Raw genomic sequence first — 23,328 nt, 5'->3', positions numbered from 1 at the left:
AGGAAGGGGTATCGTCCCGGGTAGCACTGACCCGTATCGAAGCTACACCCGGGGCGCTTCGATACGGCAGATAAGGAGTACCAGTGTCATCTCACTCATACTGTCACGGTATCACGCAGCGACGGGCGGCGGCAGAACCTGCCGCCACCCGTCCACTATATGGAACTACTGGGTGGGTGCTTAGTAGCTGAAGGACTGCTGGCAGGTTACCTGATCAGCGGTCTGGCCGGTAGCCCCGGCCGCAATCTCCGAGGTGGGTGCGGCAATGGCATCGTCCTCAGCCAGGTCCGACCCCAGAATAACGGCAATACCTACGTACTGATCCGAGGGGGTTAGCGAGGTGATACCGAAGAGGTCGGCAATAGCCTGGGCCTCAGCGTCGTAGCCGTAGGGGTAGTAAATTGCCGACTCGGTGTAGACCGCATCGGTGGTATCTACCGTGACCGAGGTAAAGCCAACCTGCTCAATCTTGGGAGCCAGTTCTTCAGCACGGTCCTCAACACCGGTGGCATCGGTAACGCTCACACCCAGCGAATAGGTCAGCTCAACAGCCGGGGCGGATGATTCACTCGCACTAGCAGAGGCAGTGGCCGCGGGGGCAGGCTCGACCAGGGATTCATCATTCTGAAGTTTGGTGAAGAAATCCTCTGCATCGGCAGAGAGCTGGAGCTTGTTCTCGTCGTAGACGTAGGTCTCGTTGGGGACGGTTGCAAAGACGACCTTGCTTAGGTCGATGTTGGCAAAGATAGAGCCGATGCTCACCAGGTTACCCAGGTTAGTCAGTTCCTTATCGACTGTGACGTTCTGGGTAATAGCTTCAGCGATGTTGAGTAGCATGGCCGGGTTGGTGAGAGTTCCCTCAGCCTGGACCTTCCGTAGCAGGGAGGCGAGGAAGCTCTGCTGGGCCTGGATGCGGGCGGTATCGCTGCCGTCGCCGAAGCCGTGGCGAGAACGTAGAAAGGCCAGGGCCTGTTCACCCTCAACACTTGAGGTTCCGGCGGGGAGCTTGAGCCCGCTGTAGGTGTCGTCAATCGGCTCGGTTACACAGACCTCAACGCCACCCACGACACTCGATAGAGCCTTAACGGCGTTAAAGTCCACCAGCATGAAGTGGTCGATAGCCACGCCAGTAAGATTGCTGATTGTGGCCACGGTGCAGCCGGGACCACCGCGTTCGAGCGACTCGTTAATCTGGGTTTCTTCGGTGGCCGGGTAAACCTCACCGGTTTCGGCGTCCGTACACTTGGGGATATCCACCATCAGGTCGCGGGGAAAGGAGATGACGTTGACGTTTGAACGGTCTTCGCTCACCTGAACCAGCATCATCACATCGGAACGGGCCCCGGATGCGGCATCCTCAGCAGTACCGTAGGCCCCGTTGTTACCGGCACGGGTATCGGAACCAATCACAAGAATATCGAGAGGGCCACTGGCAAGGTTCAACGACAGCTCACCAATGTTCATCTCTGCGGTCTGCACGTTGCTGTGCAAACGCACCAGGGCAAAACCGCTAAAGGCAACCACCATAGCGAGAAGGGCAACGCACGATAGCGCTATCCACTTGACCCGCTGGGACTTGAGGGGCTGGTTGCTCATATGACGCCCCAGGGGCGTAACAACTCGCTGCGGGGGCTGACCCTGTGGCGCCATAAAAGGTATCTCCGATTCGTCTACGGTACGGGGGTGACCGATTCTTCAGCCCAGCTTAGGGGGTAAAACTGGGAGGAAGCTCCTGATGAGAAGGGAAAACTTAGAAGCCCAGCTTGCCCAGGGCACGGGGGTCGCGCTGCCAGTCTTTGGCTACCTTCACGTGAATGGAGAGGAAGACCTTGGTGCCGAGCAGGGCCTCAATGTTCTTACGGGCGGTTTGACCGATCTCTTTCAGGCGAGCTCCCCGCTTGCCAATGATAATTCCCTTTTGGGAGTCTCGCTCCACAAAGAGGTTCACGTGAATATCGAGCAGGGGGTTATCCTCGCTGCGGCCCTCGCGCAGTTCCATCTCTTCAACGGTGACGGCTACCGAGTGGGGCAGCTCGTCCTGCACGCCTTCCAGAGCCGCTTCTCGCACCAGCTCAGCTACCAGGGTGGCCTCAGGCTCGTCGGTCAGCTCGCCGGTGGGGTACAGCGGGGGTGAGTCAGGCAGGTAGGAAGAAAGGAGCTTCGCGACCTCTTCTACCTGGTAGTCCTTGACCGCAGAAACCGGGATGATATCTGCCCAGCCGCCACGGCCGTCATTAACGGGAACAGACGCAGCTTTACCCTTATCGCGGGTAGCTGCCGGGCCGCTGCCCTTACGGAAGGGAAGCTCCTCCCCCTTCTTCTTGCGTTCCTGACGTTCGCGGCGCTGCTGGCGGGCTGCCCGCTCAGCGCTCATAACCTCATCGCCCAGCGCCGAAACGGCAAGGAGCTGCTCGGTCAGCTGCTCGTGCCCCACCTTATCGGCCTTGGTGACGATAGCGACGATAGGCTTGTTACCCGAAGCCGCCAGCTGCTGCGCAATGTAGCGGTCACCAGGGCCGATTTTTTCATCGGCAGGAATGCAGAAACCAATGACGTCGACCTCAGAGAGAGTCTGCGCCACCATGTCGTTTAGACGCTCACCCAGCAGGGTACGGGGACGGTGCAGGCCGGGGGTATCAACCAGCACCAGCTGGAAGTCCTCCCGGTGCACAATACCGCGGATGGTGTGGCGGGTAGTCTGCGGGCGGTTGGAGGTAATAGCGACCTTCTGCCCGACCAGCGCATTGGTGAGGGTTGACTTACCGGCATTGGGGCGGCCTACCAGAACGGCAAAGCCCGCAGTGTAGTCGTCGGGGAAGGAAGCAAACTCCATGCAGATACTCCAATGATGGGATTAAGTAATGTCTTGGCTTTACTTTACAGGGTGTTGCGGCGCAGGGTCTGCCCAAACAGAGAGCGTGCCAATCTTATTGCGGCGCCCACGAGAACCAATAGCCTTAATGTGAATACCCTCAACAACAACTTCGCTGCCGATAATCGGTACCCGGCCCAGGTGCTTAGCTAGCAAACCGCCGACCGTATCGACGTCCTCATCATCAAGTTCTAGGCCGAAGAGCTCGCCCAGCTCCCAGATGCTCAGGCGGGAGCTGATCTTGAAGGTACCGTCCTCTTGCAGGGTGATTTCGGGCTTCTCGTTGTCGTACTCGTCAGAGATATCTCCGACCAGTTCTTCAATGAGATCTTCTAGGGTTACAAGACCGGCGGTTCCGCCGTACTCATCAACGACCACTGCGACGTGGGTAGACTCGCGCTGCATTTCTTTGAGCAGATCCATCACGCGCTTGGATTCTGGCTCATAGCGGACCGGGCGCATCAAAGAGGTGATACCCAGGCTCGCAAGGTCTGCTCCCGCCTCGCGCGAGGCGGCCAGGGCGTCCTTGAGGTAGAGCATGCCACGCACATCGTCAAAGGACTTCCCCAGCACCGGCACGCGGGAGTAGCCCGACCGCAGGAAGAGGGAGATAGTGTCGTCCAGGCTTTCGGTCACGTCAACCGTCACCATATCGGCACGCGGCACCATAATTGAGCGGATGCGGGTCTCATCGAGTTCAAAGATGGACTGCACCATCTCGGCCTCGTCGTCCTCAATAGCCTCAGAAGAACTTGCGCGGTCAACGAACTCAAGAATCTCATCTTCAGTGAAAATGCCGGTAACCTGCTCGGAGTCCTTGGGGCTGACCTTGCGGGACAGGGCGGTGAGAGCGGACGAGAAAGGGCGGGTGAGCACGCCTAGCCCGTAGACCACCCCGGCCATCGCCGAGAAGACCTGGGTGTGCTTGGTGCGGCCCACCAGGCGGGGAGCGACCCCGAAGAAGGCAAAGACCATAACGGTCATGACCAGCAGGGTGACCAGGACGCTCACCCAGGTGCGGCTGAACAGATCATGGACCAGCAGGAAGAAACAGACGACCGAAGACACCTCAGCCAGCACCCGCCAGATACGCAGGGACCGGAAGTAGGGCTCGGGGTCAGCGAGAATAGCCCGAATACTCTTGTTCTCGGGCTCCTCCCCCAGGCGCTGGGCCTCTGAGCGGGGCAGGTAGGTGTAGGACGACTCAACGGCGGTGAGCAGGTAGCCCACTAGGACTAAGAGCAGGACGGCACAGGCCAGCAGAGCAGAAGAAAGCACCGGTTAGTGCCTCGTCTCTACAGGTGCCGGGCGCCCCAGAAACTCTTCAAGAATGGTGCGCTGAATACCGAACATTTCAGCCTCTTCTTCCGCCGTAGCGTGGTCAAAGCCCAGGCAGTGCAGGATGCCGTGGGTGGTGAGCAGGCAGAGCTCATCGAGGGTGCTGTGGCCGGCGTCCGCCCCCTGGCGGGCGGCAACGGGCGGGCACAAGACAATATCGCCGAGGACGCCGGTGGCCAGCTCCTCGTCGGTGCCGGGGGTCAGCTCGTCCATGGGAAAGCTCATCACGTCGGTAGGGCCGGGTAGATCCATCCAATCGATATGGATGCGCTCCATCTCCGCTTCCCCCACAACGGCGATGGACAGCTCGGTCTCGGGTGAAACCTTCATGTGGGAAAAGGCGTGGGCAACTAGTTTCTCCAGCACCTCGGTATCGACAGCCTCAAAAGACTCACGCACAAAGTCGCTCGCCTCTGCGCCGGGCTCTTCAATATCAAACTCAATATTCACGTATCTAGGCCTTCTCCTCGGGGGTTACATCGATACCTGACTGCTGGAGCAGCTTCTCGGCGGCGGCCTCAATCGTCTGGCGCTTAACCTTGCGATTGCGGCGGCGCTCCATCGAGGTCTTGGCATCGTCCCACTTATCGTAGGCACTCACAATATCCGAGACCAGGGAGTGGCGTACCACGTCCTCGGCCTGCAGAACCGCGAAATGGATATCGTCAATACCCTCCAGAATCTGGCGAATCTGCTTCAGACCTGAGGCCTGACCACCGGGCAGGTCTACCTGGGTGACGTCACCGGTAATCACCATCTTGGAGCCAAAGCCTAAACGGGTCAGGAACATTTTCATCTGCTCCACCGTAGTGTTCTGCGCTTCGTCCAAAATGATGAAAGCGTCGTTCAGGGTACGGCCGCGCATATAGGCCAGGGGCGCTACCTCAATGGTCCCGGCCTCCATCAGACGGGGAATGGTCTCTGGGTCCATCATGTCGTGCAGCGCATCGTAGAGCGGGCGCAGATAGGGGTCAATCTTCTCGTTAAGCGACCCAGGCAGGAAGCCTAGGCGCTCGCCAGCTTCGACAGCTGGGCGGGTCAGAATGATGCGGTTGACTTCCTTTGACTGGAGGGCCTGTACCGCCTTAGCCATGGCCAGGTAGGTCTTACCGGTACCTGCTGGGCCGATACCAAAGACCACGGTGTTGGCATCGATAGCATCGACATAGGACTTCTGGTTAATGGTCTTCGGGCGAATATTCTTGCCCCGGGAGCTCAGAATATTCTGGCTAATCGCGGTAGCTGGGTGTGAGAGGCTGGCGGTCATCATGCCCATGATGCGCTTGACCACCTCGCCGGTGATCTGGGTGTCGTTCTCTACCAAAATGGTGAGTTCAGCCAGCAGACGGACGGTGGTGGCTACGGTTTCTGAGGGGCCGGTAACGATGACGTCTAGCCCCTTGGGGCGAATAGTGAGACCGGGGAAGGCCTGCTCGATCAGGGTGATATTTCCGTCGTGGGGGCCAAGCACCGCGACCATCTCTTCGGTTGACCGGAAAGAAAAGGTGCGGGCAACAGAGAGGGGGCGGCTACTAGCCGTAGATGAGGTAGTCATAGATGCCCGTGCGGGCTGTCAGAGCTCCTTGAAATACAAAGCGTACGCGGTAGTTCTTACTTTACCTGTAGCAGAACGGGGTTTACCAGCGTCCTAGCGCAACGTTGAGGGCAGAAATAGCGGCTGCACCGGCGGTAGAACTACGGAGGATTTCTGGGCCAAGCAGCACCGTGTGGGCCCCGGCTTCCGTAAGCAGGTCGAGTTCTCGGGGGCTGATACCACCTTCGGGGCCAACGATGAAGTAGACCTCTTTCACCCGATCGATCAGGTGCTTTTCAAGAGCTTGGGTGAGACGGTAATCTGCCTGCTCGTGGAGAACCAGGAAGAGCCCGTCCTCCCCCAGCTCGTGGGCAAGGTCGGCTAAATCTGCGGTTGAGTGCTGCTCGTAGACCGGGGGTAGCAGGGCCCGGCGGGACTGCTTAGCTGCTGCCCGAACGGTATTCTGCCACTTAGCCCGTGCTTTGACGGCCCGCTCCATCTTCCAGCGCACAATCGACCGGTCGGCACTCCAGGGCACAATACCGTGGGCACCCAGCTCAGTGGCCATTTCAATGGCCTGGATATCCCTATCCCCCTTAGCCAGGGCCTGCACCAGGTATATCTCTACCCCCACCGTATCTTCGGTAAGCTCGAGGACCTCAAGCACAGGGCCGTCCTGACCCAGCTCAGTAACCCGGGTGATAGCGCGGTTGCCCTCACCGTCTACCACATCGAGCCCTTCCCCGAGCTCCGGACGTTTGACGAGGGCGTGGTGCCCCTCGTCGCCGGTCAGGTGCAGGGTGGCACCTGGCGTCAGGGCAGCCAGCTCGTCAGGTTCGATGTAGTAGACAGCGTTGCTCATGGGGTCGTCCTATTTGAGGTGGTCTTTGAGGCGGGAGAAGAAGCCGCCCTGCTTGTGGGTGACGGTTTCGCTGACCTGCAGGTCCTCGCCGCGAAGCTCGGAGAACTGCTTGAGCAGGTTCTTCTGCTCCTCGGTGAGGTCGGTGGGGGTGCGCACCTCAATCTGCACGCGGATGTCGCCGCGGCCGCCGCCGCGCAGGTGGGTGACGCCCAGGTCCTTAAGGGTGACCACGTCACCTGACTGGGTTCCGGTGGGAATCTGAACCTGCTGGGGGCCGTCGAAGGTGTCGAGAGTGATGGTGGTGCCCAGGGCCGCGGCAGTCATGGGCACACCTACGGTGGCTACCAGGTCATCGCCGTCGCGGCTGAAGGTGGGGTCGGGGTTGACGCGCAGCTCAACGTAGAGGTCGCCATTGGGGCCGCCTGCGGTGCCGGCTTCGCCCTGGCCTGCCAGGCGGATGCGGGCGCCGTTGGTGACGCCGGCGGGAATTTTGATGGTGAGGGGCTTGCGTTCCCGCACGCGGCCTTCGCCGTAGCATTCAGCGCAGGGGTGTTTGATGACGGTGCCGAACCCGCGGCAGGTGGGGCACTCAACGGGCTGCACAACGGTGCCCAGAATTGACTGGACCTGGCGCTGCATGTAGCCCTGGCCGTGGCAGGTGTCGCAGGTTTCGGGGTGGGTGCCCTCAGCGGTTCCTTCGCCCTTGCAGAGGTCACAGGTGACGGCGGTATCAACGGTGATGGGCTTGTTGGCGCCAAAGACGGCATCTTTGAGGTCAATCTTGACGTTGATGAGGGCGTCCTGGCCCTGGCGGACGCGGCTCTGGGGGCCGCGCGGGGTAGAGTTGAAGAAGGTATCGAAGATGTCTTGGAAGCCGCCAAAGCCCCCGCCGAAGCCGCCTGCTCCTGCACCGAAGCCACCGGCGGTGCCGTTTTCGTTGCCGGTCTGGTCATAGATGCGGCGCTTTTCGGGGTCAGAGAGCACATCGTGGGCGAGAGAGACGCGCTTGAACTCCTCGGCAGCTTCTTCCGAAGGGTTGATGTCGGGGTGCAACTGGCGGGCCTTCTTACGGTAGGCCTTCTTGATTTCTTCGGGGCTGGCATCGCGTGAGACGCCGAGGGTTTCGTAGTGACTGCTCACTGGTTCTCTCTTTCGATGGGCTGGTTTAAAGGGGGTAGGCGCAGGGCTAGGCCTGGCCCAAAATCTTGGATAGGTAGCGGGCTACGGCGTTGACCTTGGAGACGGTGCTGGTGTAGTCCATGCGGGTGGGGCCAACGACTCCCACGTGGGCAGCTCCCCCGGGCCCGTAACTACTGGCGATGACGGAGGTTTCGGCCAGGGATTCGCTGCGGTTCTCAGAGCCAATACTCACGGCAAATCCGCGTTCATCGTGCTCTAGGTCGGTGAGTAGCTTGAGGAGCGCAACCTGCTCTTCTAGGGCATCGAGTACCGGGGCGATGCTGCCTCTGAAATCTACGGTCGAGGCAGCAAGGTAGGAGGTTCCCGCAATCAGCACCTGCGATGAGGCCCCCTGGGCTGCAAGTAGGTGCAAGGCCTCGGTAAGGGGACCGAGCAGGTTAGTACCGGGGACGGACGCCGGTGCTGCGGCTATGCTGTCGAGCGTACGGTTGGCGTAGAGGTCAAGGAGTTGCTGGCGGGCTACTGCAAGCTCTTCGGGGCTGTGGGCGAGGGTGAGGGTGCGCTGGTTAACATGGCCGGAGTCGGTGATAAGGATTAGCAGCACCGTGGAGCTGGAGAGGGAGACCAGCTCGATATGACGCACACTGGCAGCCGGGCCGGTGGGGTACTGCACCATAGCTACCTGATGGGTGAGTGATGAGAGTAGACGCACGCTGGTCTTCATCATCTCATCAACGCTTTCGGCACTATCGAGTAAGGTGCGAATCGCCCGTTTTTCAGCGTCAGAGAGGGGTTGTAAGGACGATATCTGGTCAACGAAAAGGCGGTAGCCTCGGTCGGTGGGCACCCGCCCGGCGCTGGCGTGGGGGGCCTGGATGAGACCCTGTTCTTCAAGGGCTGCCATGTCGTTGCGGACGGTGGCGCTGGAAACCCCCAGCTGGTGCCGCTCAAGCAGGGTTTTGGACCCCACGGGCTCGCGGGTGTGCACGTATTCTTCGACGATGGCTTGCAGAACTTGCAAGCGTCTCGGGTGGTTCACGGCACCTCCTGGGCTCATAGGTCTTCGTTAGGCGGGCGAAGAGATCTGCGGGGCTAAGTTAGCACTTGATGACCTTGAGTGCTAAGTTACCCGTTAACTCTAATACCACTGAACTAGAATCAGAACTCGGTACGCTGATGGCTAATGCCCCTGGATGAGAGAGTGAGAGACACACCGATGGACTACCGCGATACTTGGGGTCAGGCCGACCTCACCTCCCACCGCCCTGCCCTGCCCAAGGTACCTCTTACCCCCGGCATGGTGTTAGAGGACGCCGCCACCGGCTTTGTGGGGGCGGCAGTGACCCTGCGGGCTACGGCGTCCGGCCCCCAGGTGGGCCTCGAAGACCGGCGGGGCCGAATCAAGTTCTTCCCCCTGGGGCCGGGGTTTTTGCTTGAGGGTCGCAGCATTGACCTAACCAAGCCTCAGCAGAAGCCTAAGACCGCTACACGGCAGGTTTCTCGGTCGGGGTCGGTTGCGGTGGAAAACGCTCTAGCGCGGACGGCCAGAGCCAGCCGTATCTGGGTGGAGGGCGTACACGATGCCGAGCTCATTGAAAAGGTCTGGGGCCACGACCTACGGGTTGAGGGTATCGTGGTGGAGCCTCTGCACGGGGTTGATGACCTCGCTGGTGCTGTTGCAGCCTTTGGCCCAGCTCCCCACCGCAGGCTAGGAATTCTGGTAGATCACCTGGTGGCGGGAAGTAAGGAAGAGCACATCGCACAAGAGGCCATGGCCGTAGCAGGTGCCCGCGATAACGTGCTGATTGTGGGCCACCCCTTTGTGGATATCTGGCAGGCCGTCAAGCCCCAGGTATTGGGCTTACAGGCCTGGCCCGAAGTTCCCCGCAGGGAAGATTGGAAGACCGGCATACTGCGGCGTTTCGGCCGGGCGGCAGAGACCCCCGGGGATGTCCGCGCCGGCTGGGATTCCATCCTCAAGAGGGTCAACTCCTACACCGACCTTGAACCAAGTCTCTTAGGGCCCGTAGAACACCTCATTGACTTCGTCACCCTGGATGGGTCAGCAGGCTAGAGCGGGTACAGCCGGTGTGACAAATATCGTCCTGCTCCCCCATAAATTCGTAGGCTTCACATATACCGCCCTCCCCCGGCTTTGACTAAAATTGTGACTGGTGGGCTTAAAAGCCTGCACATCACTCATTCGCCCTTCAACCTCAAAGAGAAGAATTCTTGAAGACCGCATCAGCACCTTCCTCGACCGCCTACAAGGGGTCACCTGCAACCGCTGCACACCTGTCTGTTAGCGCAGACCGCAATATCGCAACCGCTGCACACTTTGGGGGCGTGCTAGGTTGTATTCCCGCGGCCGTCATCTACTACCTCTACCGAGGCCGTGGCCCCTTCACCGAGCAGGAATCTCGTGAAGCTCTTGACTTCACCCTGCTACCCACCCTGGTTCTGGCTATCTCTATTATGCTCAGCAACATTCCAGGTATTGGCTGGCTCTTCGGCCTCATCGCTGCCCTGGCCTGGACCTACTTGGCTATCTCAGCTCTGATTGCCGGTGTGAAGGTAACCCACGGCAACCCCTACCAGTACAAGGGCAATACCCGTCTTTTCAGCAAGCTCACTCGCCGCGGTAAGTAGGCACCCGGGCCGCTAGAACATGAAGGGGGCGGTCTGACTCAGCTGAGTCAGACCGCCCCCTTCGTTTCCCCTGGCAGGTCAAACGTAGTTAGCTGTCGATATCGGGGAGGAGCTCCCTGGTCACCGCGTCGCCTAGCAGGCGCCCCTGGAGGGTGAGCTGCACGCGTCCGCCCGCTCTAGCCTCGGGGTCAATCAAACCCTGCCCCTGAAGCCAATTCAGTGACGCCTCGATTCGGGCAGCATCGCCACCCTCCAACAGGCGGGAAGTCTCTAGGCCGTCAATAACCCTAACCTGTAGCATGATGTCCTCAAACCTACGGGTCTGCTCCCCCAAAACCTCGCGGGCAGCAGCCGGACTTTGACCAGCACGGACTCGGCTGGCATAGGGGACCGGGTGCTTGACGTTCCACCAGCGGGTGCCGTTCACATGCGAGTGGGCGCCGGGGCCAATGCCCCACCAGTCCTGGTTACGCCAGTAGGCATAGTTATGGCGGGAACGATACTCCGGTGACTTGGCATAGTTCGACACCTCATACCAGTGGTAGCCAGCCTCATTGAAGATCTGTTCAGCCAGCAGGTACATATCCGCCATCAGGTCCTCGTCGGGCATGGTGTAATCGCCCCGCCGAATCTGGGCAGCCAGCTTGGTACCCTCTTCAACGATGAGCGAATAGGCAGAGATATGGTCGGGGGCATACGACACCGCAGCCCGCACTGACTGCTCCCACTGCGCTAGGCTCTCCCCTGGCGACCCGTAAATTAGGTCAACCGACACCTGAAGCCCAACCTCCTTAGCCCAGGAGACCACCTTGGGAACATTCGCCGGAGTGTGGGTACGGTCGAGCACCTGAAGCACCTCTGGGACTACTGACTGCATACCGAAGGACACCCGGGTAAAGCCACCGGCCTTCAGAGTCTCAAGGTCCTCGCGGGTCACCGAGTCAGGGTTAGCCTCGGTGGTTACTTCAGCACCCTCTTCTACACCAAACAGCTCAACCGCTTCGCGCAGAATCCTCACAAGGTCAGCTGCGGGCAGCTTGGTGGGTGTACCCCCACCAAAAAAGACCGAGTAGAGCGGACGGTCAGCTACACCCGACTCGCGCAAAACCTGCCGGGCAAAGCGCAACTCGGCGATGGCGTCCTCGGCATAGGTGCCCAAGCCTACGCCATTGCCGAAATCCTCGGTGGCATAGGTATTGAAATCACAATAACCGCACCGCACCGAACAAAAGGGCACGTGCACGTAGAGAGAAAAATCGCGCTCAACGCCGAGGACGGCAGAATCAGCGGGGATTCTGCCGTCCAAGGGAGCCGGAGCGCCCAGAGGCTGGGCCGGCATTACTTCTTGCCCTTGTCCTTACCTTCTTCACCGGAAGACAGGGCAGCGATGAAGGCTTCCTGGGGAACCTCAACACGGCCCACCATCTTCATACGCTTCTTACCTTCCTTCTGCTTCTCCAGCAGCTTACGCTTACGCGAAATATCGCCACCATAGCACTTAGACAGAACGTCCTTACGCATAGCGCGGATATTCTCACGGGCAATAATGCGAGAGCCAATAGCAGCCTGAATCGGCACCTCAAACTGCTGGCGAGGGATCAGCTCGCGCAGCTTGCCGGTCATCATCACGCCATAGGAGTAGGCCTTATCACGGTGGGTAATGGCCGAGAAAGCGTCAACCTTCTCGCCCTGCAGCAGAATATCGACCTTGACCAGGTCGGCCTCTTCCTCACCGTCAAACTTCCAGTCCAGCGAGGCGTAACCGCGGGTTTTGGACTTGAGCTGGTCAAAGAAGTCAAAGACAATTTCGGCCAGGGGCAGACGGTAGCGCAGCTCCACGCGATCCTGGGAGAGGTAGTCCATGCCACCCATGGTGCCGCGGCGGGACTGGCACAGTTCCATAATCGCGCCCACAAACTCGTTCGGGGCAATGATGGTGCAGGCTACCATCGGTTCGCGAATGGTTGCGACCTTACCCTCGGGGAACTCGGAGGGGTTGGTCACGCGCTGGGTGGTGCCGTCCTCAGCCACCACATCGTAGATAACGTTGGGGGCAGTAGAAATCAAATCGAGGTTGAACTCGCGTTCCAGGCGCTCACGCACAATTTCAAGGTGGAGCAGACCCAGGAAGCCACAGCGGAAACCGAAGCCCAGAGCCGCAGAGGTCTCAGGCTCGTAAATCAGGGCGGCGTCGTTGAGCTGCAACTTATCGAGGGCGTCACGCAGGGCCGGGTAGTCAGAGCCGTCAATCGGGAAGAGGCCCGAGAAAACCATGGGCTTGGGGTCCTCGTAGCCACCTAACTCTTCTGCAGCAGGCTTGTGGGCACCGGTGACGGTATCACCCACGCGAGACAGGCGGACGTCCTTCACACCGGTAATCAGGTAGCCCACCTCGCCCACGCCCAGGCCGTCGGTCGGCTTGGGCTCGGGAGAAATCACACCGATTTCCAGCAGGTCATGCTCGGCACCGGTAGACATCATTTTGATCTTCTGGCGGGGTTCCAGCTTGCCGTCCACCACACGAACGTAGGTGACCACACCGCGGTAGGAGTCGTAGACAGAGTCAAAAATCATGGCGCGGGCGGGGGCATCAGCCTGACCCTCGGGCGCGGGCAGAAGCTCAACGATGCGGTCCAGCAGCTCGGGTACACCCTCACCGGTCTTACCCGAAACCCGCAGCACATCTTCAGGCTCAACGCCAATCAGGTTAGCCAGTTCCTCGGCATACTTATCGGGCTGGGCTGCCGGAAGGTCAATCTTGTTGAGCACCGGAATAATGGTCAGGTCATTTTCCATAGCCAGGTAGAGGTTAGCCAGAGTCTGAGCCTCAATACCCTGAGCAGCATCCACCAGCAGCAGTGCACCCTCACAGGCAGCCAGAGAACGGGAGACCTCGTAGGTGAAGTCCACGTGACCGGGGGTGTCAATCATATTCAGGGCATAGTTGATACCACCCACCTCCCAGGGCATACGAACAGCCTGGGACTTAATAGTGATACCGCGCTCACGCTCGATATCCATACGGTCAAGATACTGGGCCTTCATCTCGCGCGGAGTAACCACGCCGGTGGCCTGCAGCATGCGGTCCGCCAGGGTGGACTTACCGTGGTCAATATGCGCGATAATGCAGAAGTTACGGATAACGGAAGGGTCAGTGGCCGCCGGTTTGGGCGGGTTGGTCGCCAAGGGTGACACGTGTGTTGGGTCCTTTCACGACTCTCAGAAAGCTCATGGGAGCCTACCGGGTCTCTGACGGTAGAAATCAGTTAACCAGTTTCTCACATTTAGCCGGTGCGTGTCTGCCCGCGCGCCGAGGAGCAGCGATTATTGTAGTGACCATGAAGATCAACATGCGAACCATCCAGCAGGCACTAAACATCGGCCAGCGCATCTACCGGGAATGGAACAAGTACCAGAACCAGAAGAATAAGCAGCAGGGCGCCGGCACCCGCCCCTCAGCCCCCTCCAACCCCTACGCCACCGGCTACCCGGCAGGAAACGGGGCAGCAGCGTCCGCCCCCTCCATCGGAAGCTGGGAACAGGGCGGCTACCCCGGCGACTACTTCGGCTCGGTAGCCTTTGACTACTCCCCCGCTCTTGACGGCGACGCTGACCCCGGCGAAGTCGTCTGGGCCTGGGTCCCCTTCGAAGAGGACTACAGCCAGGGCAAGGACCGCCCTGTCCTGGTCATTGGCCGCTCCGGTTCTTACCTGCTGGGGCTCATGCTCACCAGTAAGGACCACTCCAACTCCCGCACCGCCGACCCCAACTACCTGGACATCGGCGCAGGTGTATGGGACAAGGAAGGGCGCGATTCCGAGGTCAAACTCAACCGGGTGATTCAGCTCAACCCAAACGGTATCCGCCGTGAAGGAGCCATCATGGACAGGGCAACCTTCGACTTCATCGCCGAAGCCTACCGCCGTCGCTAAGAGACTTACTCAAAGGGGTTATACAGGCTCGCGCTCGCTGCCGACCCTCTCGCCGGTTCGCTTCGCTCACAGGCGATTCACGCCAGCCCCGAGCCAGCAGCGTCGCTACGAGCCTGCTCCACCCAATCTGGCAGAATCTAAGAAATTGTTGCTTATATCTCTGCCCTAAGGAGGGGCGGAGCTGATAAAATTAACCCTTGTGTGTCCGATGGTCATCGGGCACTGCTGACTGGTTGCCATAGGCATCCCCACGCCGCTCAGTCGATGACCGGTCAGCGCAGCCCTCACCGACCAATTAGACAAAAACAGAAAGTTTTTAATCGTGGCTAACATCAAGTCCCAGAAGAAGCGCATCCTCACCAACGAGAAGGCTCGTCTGCGCAACAACGCAATCAAGTCAGATCTCAAGACCTCCATCCGTAAGGTCAACGAGGCAGTTGAAGCTCAGAACGTTGAAGCTGCAACTGAAGCTCTTCGTGTTGCGAACCGCAAGCTGGACAAGGCTGTTTCTAAGGGTGTTCTGCACAAGAAGAACGCAGCTAACAAGAAGTCCGGTCTGACCGTTCTCGTCAACAAGCTTTCCTAAGTTCTATATTCCGGCCCCTCTAGCCGGCGTCTAAGAGCGAAGTGACGCAAGGTCCCGCTCCCTTTCATGGGAGCGGGGCCTTGTGCTTTCTGGCCCTGTATGCTAGTGAGTGCGGGAGGCCTGGGAAATAGCCAGGACGGCTTTTTCTAAGGGGTAGAAGGAGTCAAGATTCTCGCCCTTGAGCTGGGCATCGGTATCGGCCAGCAGAGCCAGGACGCGGGCCAGGTCGGCAGGTGCATACCTGCGGGAATCGCGCTGCGCAGCTTCTACCTGCCAGGGTGTCATCTTGAGGTCGCCCGCCAGCTGGTTGGAGCTACCGCGCACCCCGTGCACTTTGGCGATGTTGCGCATGCGGGCAGCCAGGGCACCCAGGATAGGGATAGGGTCACTTCCGGTATCGATTGCCTGGCGGAGCAGTTTAATGGCTTCCCTGCTGTTGCCCGCTACCGCAGCATCGCCCACCTTAAAGGCCGTGACCTCGGTACGGCCGCCGAAGTAGCGGTCGATAGTATCTACGGTGATGGTACCCGGATCATCTGCAATGAGCTGGCGGGCAGCCGACGCTAGTTCTGAGATATCACTAGTTGCTGCCGCGAGAGCTGCAGCTGCGGGCGGGTCAATAGAGCGCTGGGCCGAGCGGAACTCGTACATGACGAAGTCCAGCCGGTCGCGTTCATTCTTAAGGGCCTTACACTCGACCACCGGGTAGGACTTATTGGCCTTGATGGTATCAATGAGCTTTTTACCCCTGTTACCGCCTGCATGGTGCAGTACCACCAGGGTGGAGTCGTGGGGCGCGGAGGCATAGGCAAGAGCGTCCTGCAGGAAGGCGTCGCTCATGGAAGCCACCTGGGTGACCTCAATGATTTTGGGTTCGTCGAAAAGGGAGGGGCTGGCAAGGACGTCTAGCTGCCCGGCCCGGTAATCTTTGGCCGAGAGACTGGTGAGTTCGTAGCTGCCGTGGGCCTCTTCAAAGAGCTGGCGGAGCCGCTGGGTAGCCCGGGAGGCAAAGTACTCTTCGGGGCCGTAGAGCAAAACGAGCGGAGCAAGCGGAACCGATCGCCAGCCGTTATCTGGCCCAGCTGAGCGGTTGCGGGGTGTGCGTGCCATGTATCCTCCTTGGGTGCCTTTCTATCTTGTCAGATAAAGCGGTTTTGTGCAGGTTTAGCCCGAGGCGATGACCTCAATCCCCCGGTCACTGGTGGTCAGTGCCAGATGCCCCGAAAGGTCTGTGCGGGCAGCGGGGATAGAACGCCGGTTCAGGAAGCTGAGAATACTCTCATGCGGGTGCCCGTAGCTGTTACCGGCCCCCACGGGGATGAGCGCTAGGGAGGGGCTGGTTGCGATGATCAGGTCGGTACCGCTGCCTACCGAGCCGTGGTGGGCAATTTTAAGGACGTCGGCAGGCATCTGACTCGCTGATTCGGCAAGAAGCCGGTGGGCGGCGTCCGCCTCAAGATCCCCCGTGGTAAGCACGGTCAGCGGCCTCTGGCTGGTCTCCCTGGCAGGTAATGACCAGTGGATGACGAGGGAGGAATTGTTAACCCAGCTAGAGGAGCCGGTTGCGCCGGGAATTCGTTGGGCCTGCTCCGGGGGCCAGAGCACCCGGCCCAGGGGCTGATCGGCTGCCTCGTGCCACCCTGCGTTAACGGACGCTGAGGGGAAGGCCGAGCCCGCAGCAAGCCGATAGGCAGCTGTTCCTTGAGTGACCGGGGTCTGCTCCCCCTGTCTGCTGTAATGGGGCGACGTCACTAGCGTCGGCTGGGCGAAGTCACTTTGAACCTGTCGTAGCGCCCCATCATGGTCGCTATGGGCATGGGTAATGAGCACAGCTTCCAGCTGGTCTACTCCGGCCCAGTCTAGGCAGGACTTGAGCGCCGAGTAATCGTCGCCGGTGTCAAGAAGGTAGGCCGACTGCTGGCCGGTGCGGATTAGGTGGGCGTCCCCCTGTCCTACATCGCAGGTAATCCACTGCCAGTGCTCAGGGGCCCGGTAAGAAGCCGGCCAGCGGTCGTGCAGCAGGAAAACCGCTAGACCTATCACGAGCACTAGGAGGGCAAGATCGACCAGGCTTTTGTTTCTCCTGCGGTTCACGGCCTGCCCCCTAGCAGTCGAGGCAAGCGAGCTGCGGGCAGGGAGTTGAGAGACCTGTCCGCTGAGAGAACTAGCCAGCTGATACCCACAACGGCCAGTAGGGTCAACCCTAGAGTAAGCGGTGAAAGCGCTAGGGGTAGCTGGCTTGCCGGTAGCTTGTGGCACCAGGCAGCAACCGCTAGCAGCCCCTGGGTAAGAAAGCCACCGATACTCATGAGGGCATCGAGCAGGGGGTGAGCTAGCCCCAGGGCGTAGCCGATGAGGGCCAGTAACCCCAGCACGGTAATAGGTGCTACCAAAGGAGCGACCAGAAGATTAGCTAGGACCGTATAGGGGTAGATGGACTCGGAAAGTATCAGGATAACCGGCGCGCACCAGAGGCTAGCTGCACAGGGTAGTGCTACCAGGTCAGCGAGCAGAAGGGGCAGCCCCCTACTGAGGAGCCGCGAAAGAGCAGGCGCCAGTATCAGGAGGGAAGCTGTAGCCACGACCGAGAGAATAAAGCCGTAGTGAGTGGCAAGGGTCGGCGATGCCAGAAGAAGGGCCATCACGCAGGTTGAGAGGAAAGCCAAACGGTAGGCTCCGTGGCCAAGAATCAGACCTAGAGCTCCCAGCAGGCCCATCGTCCAGGCTCTGAGTACCGAACCGTCAAGCCCTACCAACAAGACGTAGGCCGATGACGCGGCTACTCCGACTGCTATGAGGGCAGGGCGCCGGGGCCACAGCGGGTAGAGCAGACGGTAGGCGACGACAAAAATCAGGGTAATGTTAGCCCCTGAAACAGCTGTCAGGTGCGTTAGACCGGCCACTCGCAAAGATGAAAGAGCCGGTGCAGGAAGTGAAGAATCATCGCCGTAGGCCATGCCCAGGAGCAGGCCAGCCTGTTCGGTACCCAGATGTTCAACTGCCCTATCGCGTAACCCGCTCTTAAGCTCGAAGAGAGGGGCTACAGAAGCCGGTTGCTCCAGTAGGCTCACAGCTCCCTGCAACCGGTAGTAGGTTCCGCTGACCTTCAACTCCCCCACCGCACTGACAGTGCTGCCCGGAATAAAAAGTTTATCTGTATAGATGCTGAGCGGTACCCGCTGGGCCCAGGCCCTTGAAGCCTGTTTTATCTCCACGGTTTCTACCTGCAACCTATACCCACCCGTCGGAGCAGGCCGGGCCTCAGTTATTTCAGCAGTCACGCGGATTCCCTGCCCGTTCAGAGCCTGCATCAGCTCCCACTGTTGAGGGTAGCCCCTGGCCTGAAGGGCAACAGTCTGTAAGGCAGCGAGCAGGCAGATTAGCGCCAGAGTATATGACACAAAGACCGGTGCCTGGGCCAGTGGGCCTTTCACCTTCACAACACTTTTCCGGGCTAAAAGCTGCGCACTGCACCAAGAGCCCAGAGCAAGGCAAGCGAGCAGGGCCCCAACCCAGAGCGCCCACCGGGCCCCGACAAGAATCCACAGGGCGGTAAAACACCAGAGCCCCACAGCAGGTGCCACAAGACGGGCATCGGTCAGGCGGGGTTGCACCCGCCGATGTTCGGCCCGTTCAGTTTGAGCCTGTTGCCAGCTCCACCCAGCAGCTAGAACCTTTTTCATACCGTCACCAACGGGCGGAGAGCTTCGAGAGTGGCTGGCCCAATGCCCGAAACCTGGTCCAGCTCATCCACCGAGCTGAAACCCCCGTACTGCTCCCGCCAGCTAATAATCGATGCAGCTAGCACCGGGCCGACCTTCGGCAGGGTCTGAAGCTCCTCGACGCTTGCCGTATTGATATTCACTAGCCCGCCGACGTCCGCACCCCTGTCTGTACCGGGAAACGTACCAGCCGATCCGTTAGCGACCTCTGTGCCGCCCGCCGAGCTAGGTGCTGCCTCACCCTGCACCGGAATATACACCTGGCTCCCGTCACTAGCAGGGGCTGCCAGGTTAATCGCCGATGTATCCGCATCGCTCCTGAGACCACCGGCAGCTGTGACCGCATCATTTACCCGGCTCCCAGAATCCAGCTCGTAGACTCCCGGAGTCAGCACCGCACCGGCAACATGAACCACCACAGGCGCACCTCCCCCATGAGCGGCAACTGAAGTAGCGGCCGACCCGGTGCTCAACCCCTGCCCTGTATCATCGCCCGGCACCGGGCTGCCCCCGTCAGCAGGCACCACATCACCCCCAGAAGGAGCCACAGGAACCGCCGACACAGACGAGCCGCCACTAGAAAACACCACAGGCCACAGAGCAACCAGACCCAAGACAAGAGCAAGAATCACCAGCGCACCCGTAGGTACCCGCCACCGGGTCACCGAAGCCTGCGGACCAAGACCGGGAGTCTCCGAACCGGAAGACGCCAAAGCACGCTCAAGAAGCGCTCGATGGCGGGGGCTCCGGGAGGCGCTCGCAGGAGCAGGGCCGTGGCGCCTGCTGCGCAAGAGATAATCGGTCTGACTCGGTTGACCTGCATAGGTATCGGCAGGTTCAACCGAAACAGACGGTGGGGTATCAGCGGGGTACCTAGAGTTCTGAGACATGGCCCCAGGCTAAGAGCTTCTAATCGTCAAGGCCAAGGCCGACGGCACCTGTGGATAAAGCCTCTCCCACCAGCCTGCGGAAACTAGCCCCAGAAACCTCGAAGGTGGTGCACCCAAGTCACAAGATGACGCGACCCAGGCCCCTATCCACAGGGTCTCTGCACCATCTTGAACATAACTCTAGAAAATAACGGCTGCCAGGGCCCCTAAGCCCGCATGGGCAGAGAGCACCGGGGGCAAGGGCGTTAGCACGGACCCAGAGGCGATAGACCCCAGGGTCTGTTTAAACTCCCGCGCCTGCTCTTCATTACCGCTGTAATGGATAGCAACCACATGCCCCTGGCGTCTGAGCAGGTTGGCTGACTCCCTATCTTTTAGAGGCACATCCAGGGGTAATTCACCGGCCCGCTCGGCGCTGGCCTGTTCGGTCAAAGCCGCAAGCCGTTCAATCGCCTTAGCTGTAGTGCGGGGGCGCTCAACGTAGTGCAGTTTGCCATCGAGCACGGTAGCCACAGGGCGAATCTGAAACATCTGGCCCACCATAGCTAGAGCGGGGCTGACACGTCCGCCCCGTTTAAGAGCGTCCAGGGTAGGGATAAAGAAAAAGAGCTCGGTAGAAGCACAGAGCTCCTCGGCCAAAGCGGTGGCCTGCTCTAAGTCCTGCTCTCGGGCAAGGAGGCGGTGCAGACGGAGCACGGGCTCGCCCAGCCCCATCGCCAGATTGAGCGAGTCAACCACCACCACCGGCACATCGACCAGTTGCGCCGCTAAACGGGCCGCATCGCAGGTACCCGATAGTTCCCCCGATAAATGAACCGAAATAATCGCAGAGTAGCCCTGGGCTGCCAGTTGCTCGTAGGCGTCCACCAGGGTACCCGGCGCAACGCCGGAGGTCAGCACCTGCTCCCCCTGAACATGAGCTAAAGCGATAGCGGCATCTATCTGATCGGCCGGTAGGTTATTCAAAGCGCGGTCGCCTACGGTGACCGGTAGCTCAACCAGACTAAACCCGCCTTCGGCCTTGAGCTGTTCAAGGGTAGTGGCGGGTAGGGCAGCAGATGAATCGGTGACCAGGGCTATAGAACGCACCTCACTACTCTACCGCCTCGTCAAACCCTTGGAGTGACTCAGTCCATAGCAATCACTCAAAAGATAGAAAAAAAATCGGGTGCCCCCGCTATAGAAGGAGCACCCGATATATCTATCTGGATCCCACTAAATCACGATATTAACCAGCTTGGGGGCGCGCACAATGACCTTGCGCACCTCTGCGTCGCCCAGGGCTCGCTGAACGGCCTCTGACTCCAGAGCCAGAGCCTCTAGATCGGCCTCAGAAATATCCTTGGAGACCTCCAGGCGGTCCTTCACCTTGCCCTTAACCTGCACGATTGCGGTGACGGTATCGTCTACCAGCTGGGCCGGGTCGACCTCGGGCCAGCCGGCGGTCAGCACCGGGGTATCGTGGCCGAGCAGATGCCAGGTGTCCTCAGCAGTGTAGGGGGCGTAGAGGGAGAGCAGAATGGCAATGGTTTCAGCAGCCTCGCGGACGGCCGGGTCGGCAGCACCTGCACCGGAGTCGATAACCTTGCGGGTAGCGTTGACCAGCTCCATGGTCTTAGCCACGGCAACGTTGAACTTGCCGTTCTCTACCAGGGCATCGACGTCGTGGACGGTGCGGTGCACCAGCTTGTGCAGGGCAGCATCGCCGCTTGCGCCGTCCGCCCCCACCTCGCTGGTGACGTCCTGGGCAACGCGCCAGGCGCGGGCCAGGAACTTCTGCATACCTGCGGGGGAAACGTCGGCCCAGTCGACATCGTCCTCAGGCGGGGAGGCGAAGACCATGACGGTGCGGACGGCATCGACGCCGAACTTATCGAGCTGCTGGCCCAGGTCAACACCGTTACCCAGTGACTTAGACATAGCCTTACCCTGGTTGAGCACCTGGCCCTGGTTCATCAGGGCCTTGAAGGGTTCAGAGTGTTCAATTAGGCCCAGGTCACGGATGACCTTGGTGAAGAAGCGGGCGTAGAGCAGGTGCAGAATGGCGTGCTCAACACCGCCGACGTACATGTCGACCTGGTTCCACTTCTTCATCTGCTCGGGGTCAAAGATAGCTTGGTCGTAATTCGGCGAGACGTAGCGCAGGAAGTACCAGGAGGAATCCACGAAGGTGTCCATGGTGTCTGAGTCGCGCTTGGCGTCCTTTCCGCAGACGGGGCAGGGAACGGTGTTCCAGTCGGTGGCAGCAGCCAGGGGCGACTGACCCTTGGGCGCCAGGTCTTCACCGGCCAGGTTATCGGGAAGCAGGACGGGCAGCTGCTCTTCCGGAACCAGCTGTTCACCGTGCTCTTCACAGTGGATGACGGGGATGGGGCAGCCCCAGAAGCGCTGGCGGGACAGCAGCCAGTCACGCAGGCGGAAGTTGACCTTGCCGGTGCCCACTCCCTTCTCTTCAAGAATCTCGATAGCCTTTGAGATGCCGTCAGCCTTGTTCAGGCCATCCAGCGGGCCGGAGTTGATGTGCACACCATCGCCGGTGGTAGCGACGCCGGTTTCTGCTGGGTCGTCCTCACCGGTGTCGAGAACGGTGATGACGGGAATATCGAACTTGCGGGCGAAATCCAGGTCGCGCTGGTCGTGGGCGGGAACCGCCATCAGCGCGCCGGTGCCGTAATCAGCCAGGGCGTAATCTGAGGCCCACAGGGGCAGCTTATCGCCGGTCAGGGGGTTGATGGCGTAACGGCCCAGGAAGACGCCGGTCTTCTCGCGGTCGGTGGACTGGCGATCGATATCCGACAGAACCTTGATCTCTTCGCGGTAGGCTTCCAGGGCTTCCCGCTGGTCGTCGGTTACTAGGTCGAGGGCCAGATCGGCGTCGGCTGCCACGATGAAGAAGGTCGCGCCGTAGAGGGTATCGGGGCGGGTGGTGAAGACGTCTACGGTGGTGGCGGGCTTGTTGCCGGCAGTCTCAACCTCAAAAGTGACCTCGGCACCCTCGGAGCGGCCGATCCAGTTGCGCTGCATAGCCAGCACGCGGTCGGGCCAGTGGCCCTCCAGCTCCTTCATGTCGTCCAGCAGTTCCTGGGCGTAGTCGGTGATCTTGAAGTACCACTGGTTCAGCGACTTCTTGGTCACAGGGGTATGGCAGCGTTCGCACTCGCCGTTGATAACCTGCTCGTTGGCCAGCACGGTCTGGTCCTTGGGGCACCAGTTGACCTGGGAGTACTTACGGTAGGCCAGGCCCTTCTTGTAGAACTGCTGGAAGAGCCACTGGGTCCACTTGTAGTATTCGGGGTCAGAGGTGTGCAGGCGGCGGGACCAGTCGGTCATAATGCCATAGCGTTTGAAAGAGCCGGCCTGGGTCTCGATGTTCTTGTAGGTCCACTCTTTGGGGTGGGTGTTGTTCTTGATGGCTGCGTTTTCTGCGGGCAGGCCGAAGGAGTCCCAGCCGATGGGGTGCAGCACATCGTAGCCCTTTTGCTTCCAGAAGCGGGCGGTGACGTCGCCAATGGCGAAGGCTTCGGCGTGGCCCATGTGGAGGTCGCCGGAAGGGTAGGGGAACATGTCCGCTACGTAGCGGGTTTCCTTGCCTTCTTTGTTGGTGGGTTCAAAAACCTTGGTTTCTTCCCAGTAGGGCTGCCACTTGGCTTCCATGGAGCGGAAGTCCCAGGTGGTTTCGTTCTGTTCGGTGGGTTCTACCTCAGCAGTCACCGTGTTTCCTGTCTGTTGAGTGGTGCTTGCGCTTTTTGGGCGCGCACGAGTCTGAGCTGTCAATAGTTTGCTTCCTAGTGTACCGCGCTTGG

General features: G+C 60.0%; 20 protein-coding genes. 4 read left to right on the top strand and 16 right to left on the bottom strand.

From position 1 onward, the window contains the following. Positions 1-180: 180 nt before the first annotated feature. From QM007_RS05960 to hrcA, 8 genes are all read right to left on the bottom strand, one after another. Entirely contained in the window at positions 181-1,596 is a 1,416-nt protein-coding gene (locus tag QM007_RS05960) for an LCP family protein (protein WP_283489125.1), read from the bottom strand. A 154-nt stretch (positions 1,597-1,750) separates the two neighbouring features. Continuing rightward, complete coding sequence (locus tag QM007_RS05955) at positions 1,751-2,833, bottom strand: GTPase Era (protein ID WP_283489124.1); 1,083 nt, start codon at positions 2,831-2,833, stop codon at positions 1,751-1,753. Between the two features lie 39 nt (positions 2,834-2,872). Then, the gene (locus tag QM007_RS05950; RefSeq protein WP_283489123.1) at positions 2,873-4,150 is read right to left on the bottom strand and encodes a hemolysin family protein; all 1,278 of its coding nucleotides are present in this window, start codon (positions 4,148-4,150) and stop codon (positions 2,873-2,875) included. A 3-nt stretch (positions 4,151-4,153) separates the two neighbouring features. After that, positions 4,154-4,654 (bottom strand): rRNA maturation RNase YbeY, encoded by a 501-nt coding sequence (gene ybeY / locus QM007_RS05945; RefSeq protein ID WP_502949098.1) that lies wholly within the window; start codon positions 4,652-4,654, stop codon positions 4,154-4,156. A gap of 10 nt (positions 4,655-4,664) precedes the next feature. Then, positions 4,665-5,765, bottom strand: coding sequence for a PhoH family protein (locus tag QM007_RS05940; protein WP_283489121.1), 1,101 nt, complete (start codon positions 5,763-5,765; stop codon positions 4,665-4,667). Positions 5,766-5,847: 82 nt separating this feature from the next. Then, positions 5,848-6,606, bottom strand: coding sequence for a 16S rRNA (uracil(1498)-N(3))-methyltransferase (locus QM007_RS05935; protein ID WP_283489120.1), 759 nt, complete (start codon positions 6,604-6,606; stop codon positions 5,848-5,850). Positions 6,607-6,615: 9 nt separating this feature from the next. Beyond that, positions 6,616-7,746 carry a molecular chaperone DnaJ gene (gene dnaJ / locus QM007_RS05930; protein ID WP_283489119.1) on the bottom strand — a complete coding sequence of 377 codons (1,131 nt, stop codon included), beginning with the start codon at positions 7,744-7,746 and terminating at the stop codon, positions 6,616-6,618. Positions 7,747-7,792: 46 nt separating this feature from the next. Next, on the bottom strand, positions 7,793-8,785 hold the full coding sequence (hrcA, locus tag QM007_RS05925; protein ID WP_283489118.1) for a heat-inducible transcriptional repressor HrcA: 993 nt from the start codon (positions 8,783-8,785) through the stop codon (positions 7,793-7,795). 177 nt (positions 8,786-8,962) lie between these two features. Here hrcA and QM007_RS05920 point away from each other — a divergent pair, with 177 nt between their 5' ends. Together QM007_RS05920 and QM007_RS05915 are read left to right on the top strand one after the other, a co-directional pair. Next, positions 8,963-9,820: a DUF3097 family protein gene (locus tag QM007_RS05920; protein WP_283491011.1), complete on the top strand. Its 858-nt coding sequence runs from the start codon at positions 8,963-8,965 to the stop codon at positions 9,818-9,820. Positions 9,821-9,978: 158 nt separating this feature from the next. Next, entirely contained in the window at positions 9,979-10,395 is a 417-nt protein-coding gene (locus QM007_RS05915; protein WP_283489117.1) for a DUF4870 domain-containing protein, read from the top strand. 88 nt (positions 10,396-10,483) lie between these two features. Here the strand turns inward: QM007_RS05915 and hemW are convergent, their stop codons facing one another. Next, positions 10,484-11,734, bottom strand: a complete 1,251-nt coding sequence (gene hemW, locus QM007_RS05910; RefSeq protein ID WP_283489116.1) for a radical SAM family heme chaperone HemW — start codon at positions 11,732-11,734, stop codon at positions 10,484-10,486. Next, positions 11,734-13,590, bottom strand: a complete 1,857-nt coding sequence (lepA, locus tag QM007_RS05905) for a translation elongation factor 4 (protein WP_283489115.1) — start codon at positions 13,588-13,590, stop codon at positions 11,734-11,736. The genes hemW and lepA overlap by 1 nt, the downstream gene beginning before the upstream one ends. Positions 13,591-13,733: 143 nt before the next feature. Here lepA and QM007_RS05900 point away from each other — a divergent pair, with 143 nt between their 5' ends. Beyond that, on the top strand, positions 13,734-14,327 hold the full coding sequence (locus tag QM007_RS05900; protein ID WP_283491010.1) for a type II toxin-antitoxin system PemK/MazF family toxin: 594 nt from the start codon (positions 13,734-13,736) through the stop codon (positions 14,325-14,327). Between the two features lie 322 nt (positions 14,328-14,649). Then, positions 14,650-14,913, top strand: coding sequence for a 30S ribosomal protein S20 (rpsT, locus tag QM007_RS05895; protein ID WP_185172890.1), 264 nt, complete (start codon positions 14,650-14,652; stop codon positions 14,911-14,913). Positions 14,914-15,015: 102 nt separating this feature from the next. Here rpsT and holA read toward each other — a convergent pair whose 3' ends face one another. The 6 genes from holA to leuS form a co-directional block, all read right to left on the bottom strand. Then, entirely contained in the window at positions 15,016-16,023 is a 1,008-nt protein-coding gene (gene holA / locus QM007_RS05890; protein WP_283489114.1) for a DNA polymerase III subunit delta, read from the bottom strand. A gap of 54 nt (positions 16,024-16,077) precedes the next feature. Then, the gene (locus tag QM007_RS05885) at positions 16,078-17,007 is read right to left on the bottom strand and encodes a ComEC/Rec2 family competence protein (RefSeq protein WP_283489113.1); all 930 of its coding nucleotides are present in this window, start codon (positions 17,005-17,007) and stop codon (positions 16,078-16,080) included. Next, the gene (locus QM007_RS05880; RefSeq protein ID WP_283489112.1) at positions 17,004-18,353 is read right to left on the bottom strand and encodes a ComEC/Rec2 family competence protein; all 1,350 of its coding nucleotides are present in this window, start codon (positions 18,351-18,353) and stop codon (positions 17,004-17,006) included. Before QM007_RS05880 ends, QM007_RS05885 begins: the two co-directional genes overlap by 4 nt. A gap of 239 nt (positions 18,354-18,592) precedes the next feature. Further along, the gene (locus QM007_RS05875) at positions 18,593-19,054 is read right to left on the bottom strand and encodes a helix-hairpin-helix domain-containing protein (RefSeq protein WP_283489111.1); all 462 of its coding nucleotides are present in this window, start codon (positions 19,052-19,054) and stop codon (positions 18,593-18,595) included. 651 nt (positions 19,055-19,705) lie between these two features. Continuing rightward, positions 19,706-20,614 (bottom strand): DegV family protein, encoded by a 909-nt coding sequence (locus QM007_RS05870; RefSeq protein WP_283489110.1) that lies wholly within the window; start codon positions 20,612-20,614, stop codon positions 19,706-19,708. Positions 20,615-20,740: 126 nt separating this feature from the next. Further along, positions 20,741-23,236 (bottom strand): leucine--tRNA ligase, encoded by a 2,496-nt coding sequence (gene leuS, locus QM007_RS05865; RefSeq protein ID WP_502949047.1) that lies wholly within the window; start codon positions 23,234-23,236, stop codon positions 20,741-20,743. Positions 23,237-23,328 lie beyond the last annotated feature (92 nt).

Source organism: Rothia sp. SD9660Na, assembly GCF_030064065.1.
Taxonomy (GTDB): Bacteria; Actinomycetota; Actinomycetes; order Actinomycetales; family Micrococcaceae; genus Rothia.
The sequence above is the reverse complement of the archived record's forward strand: the minus strand, read 5'-3'. Positions and strand labels throughout refer to the sequence as shown.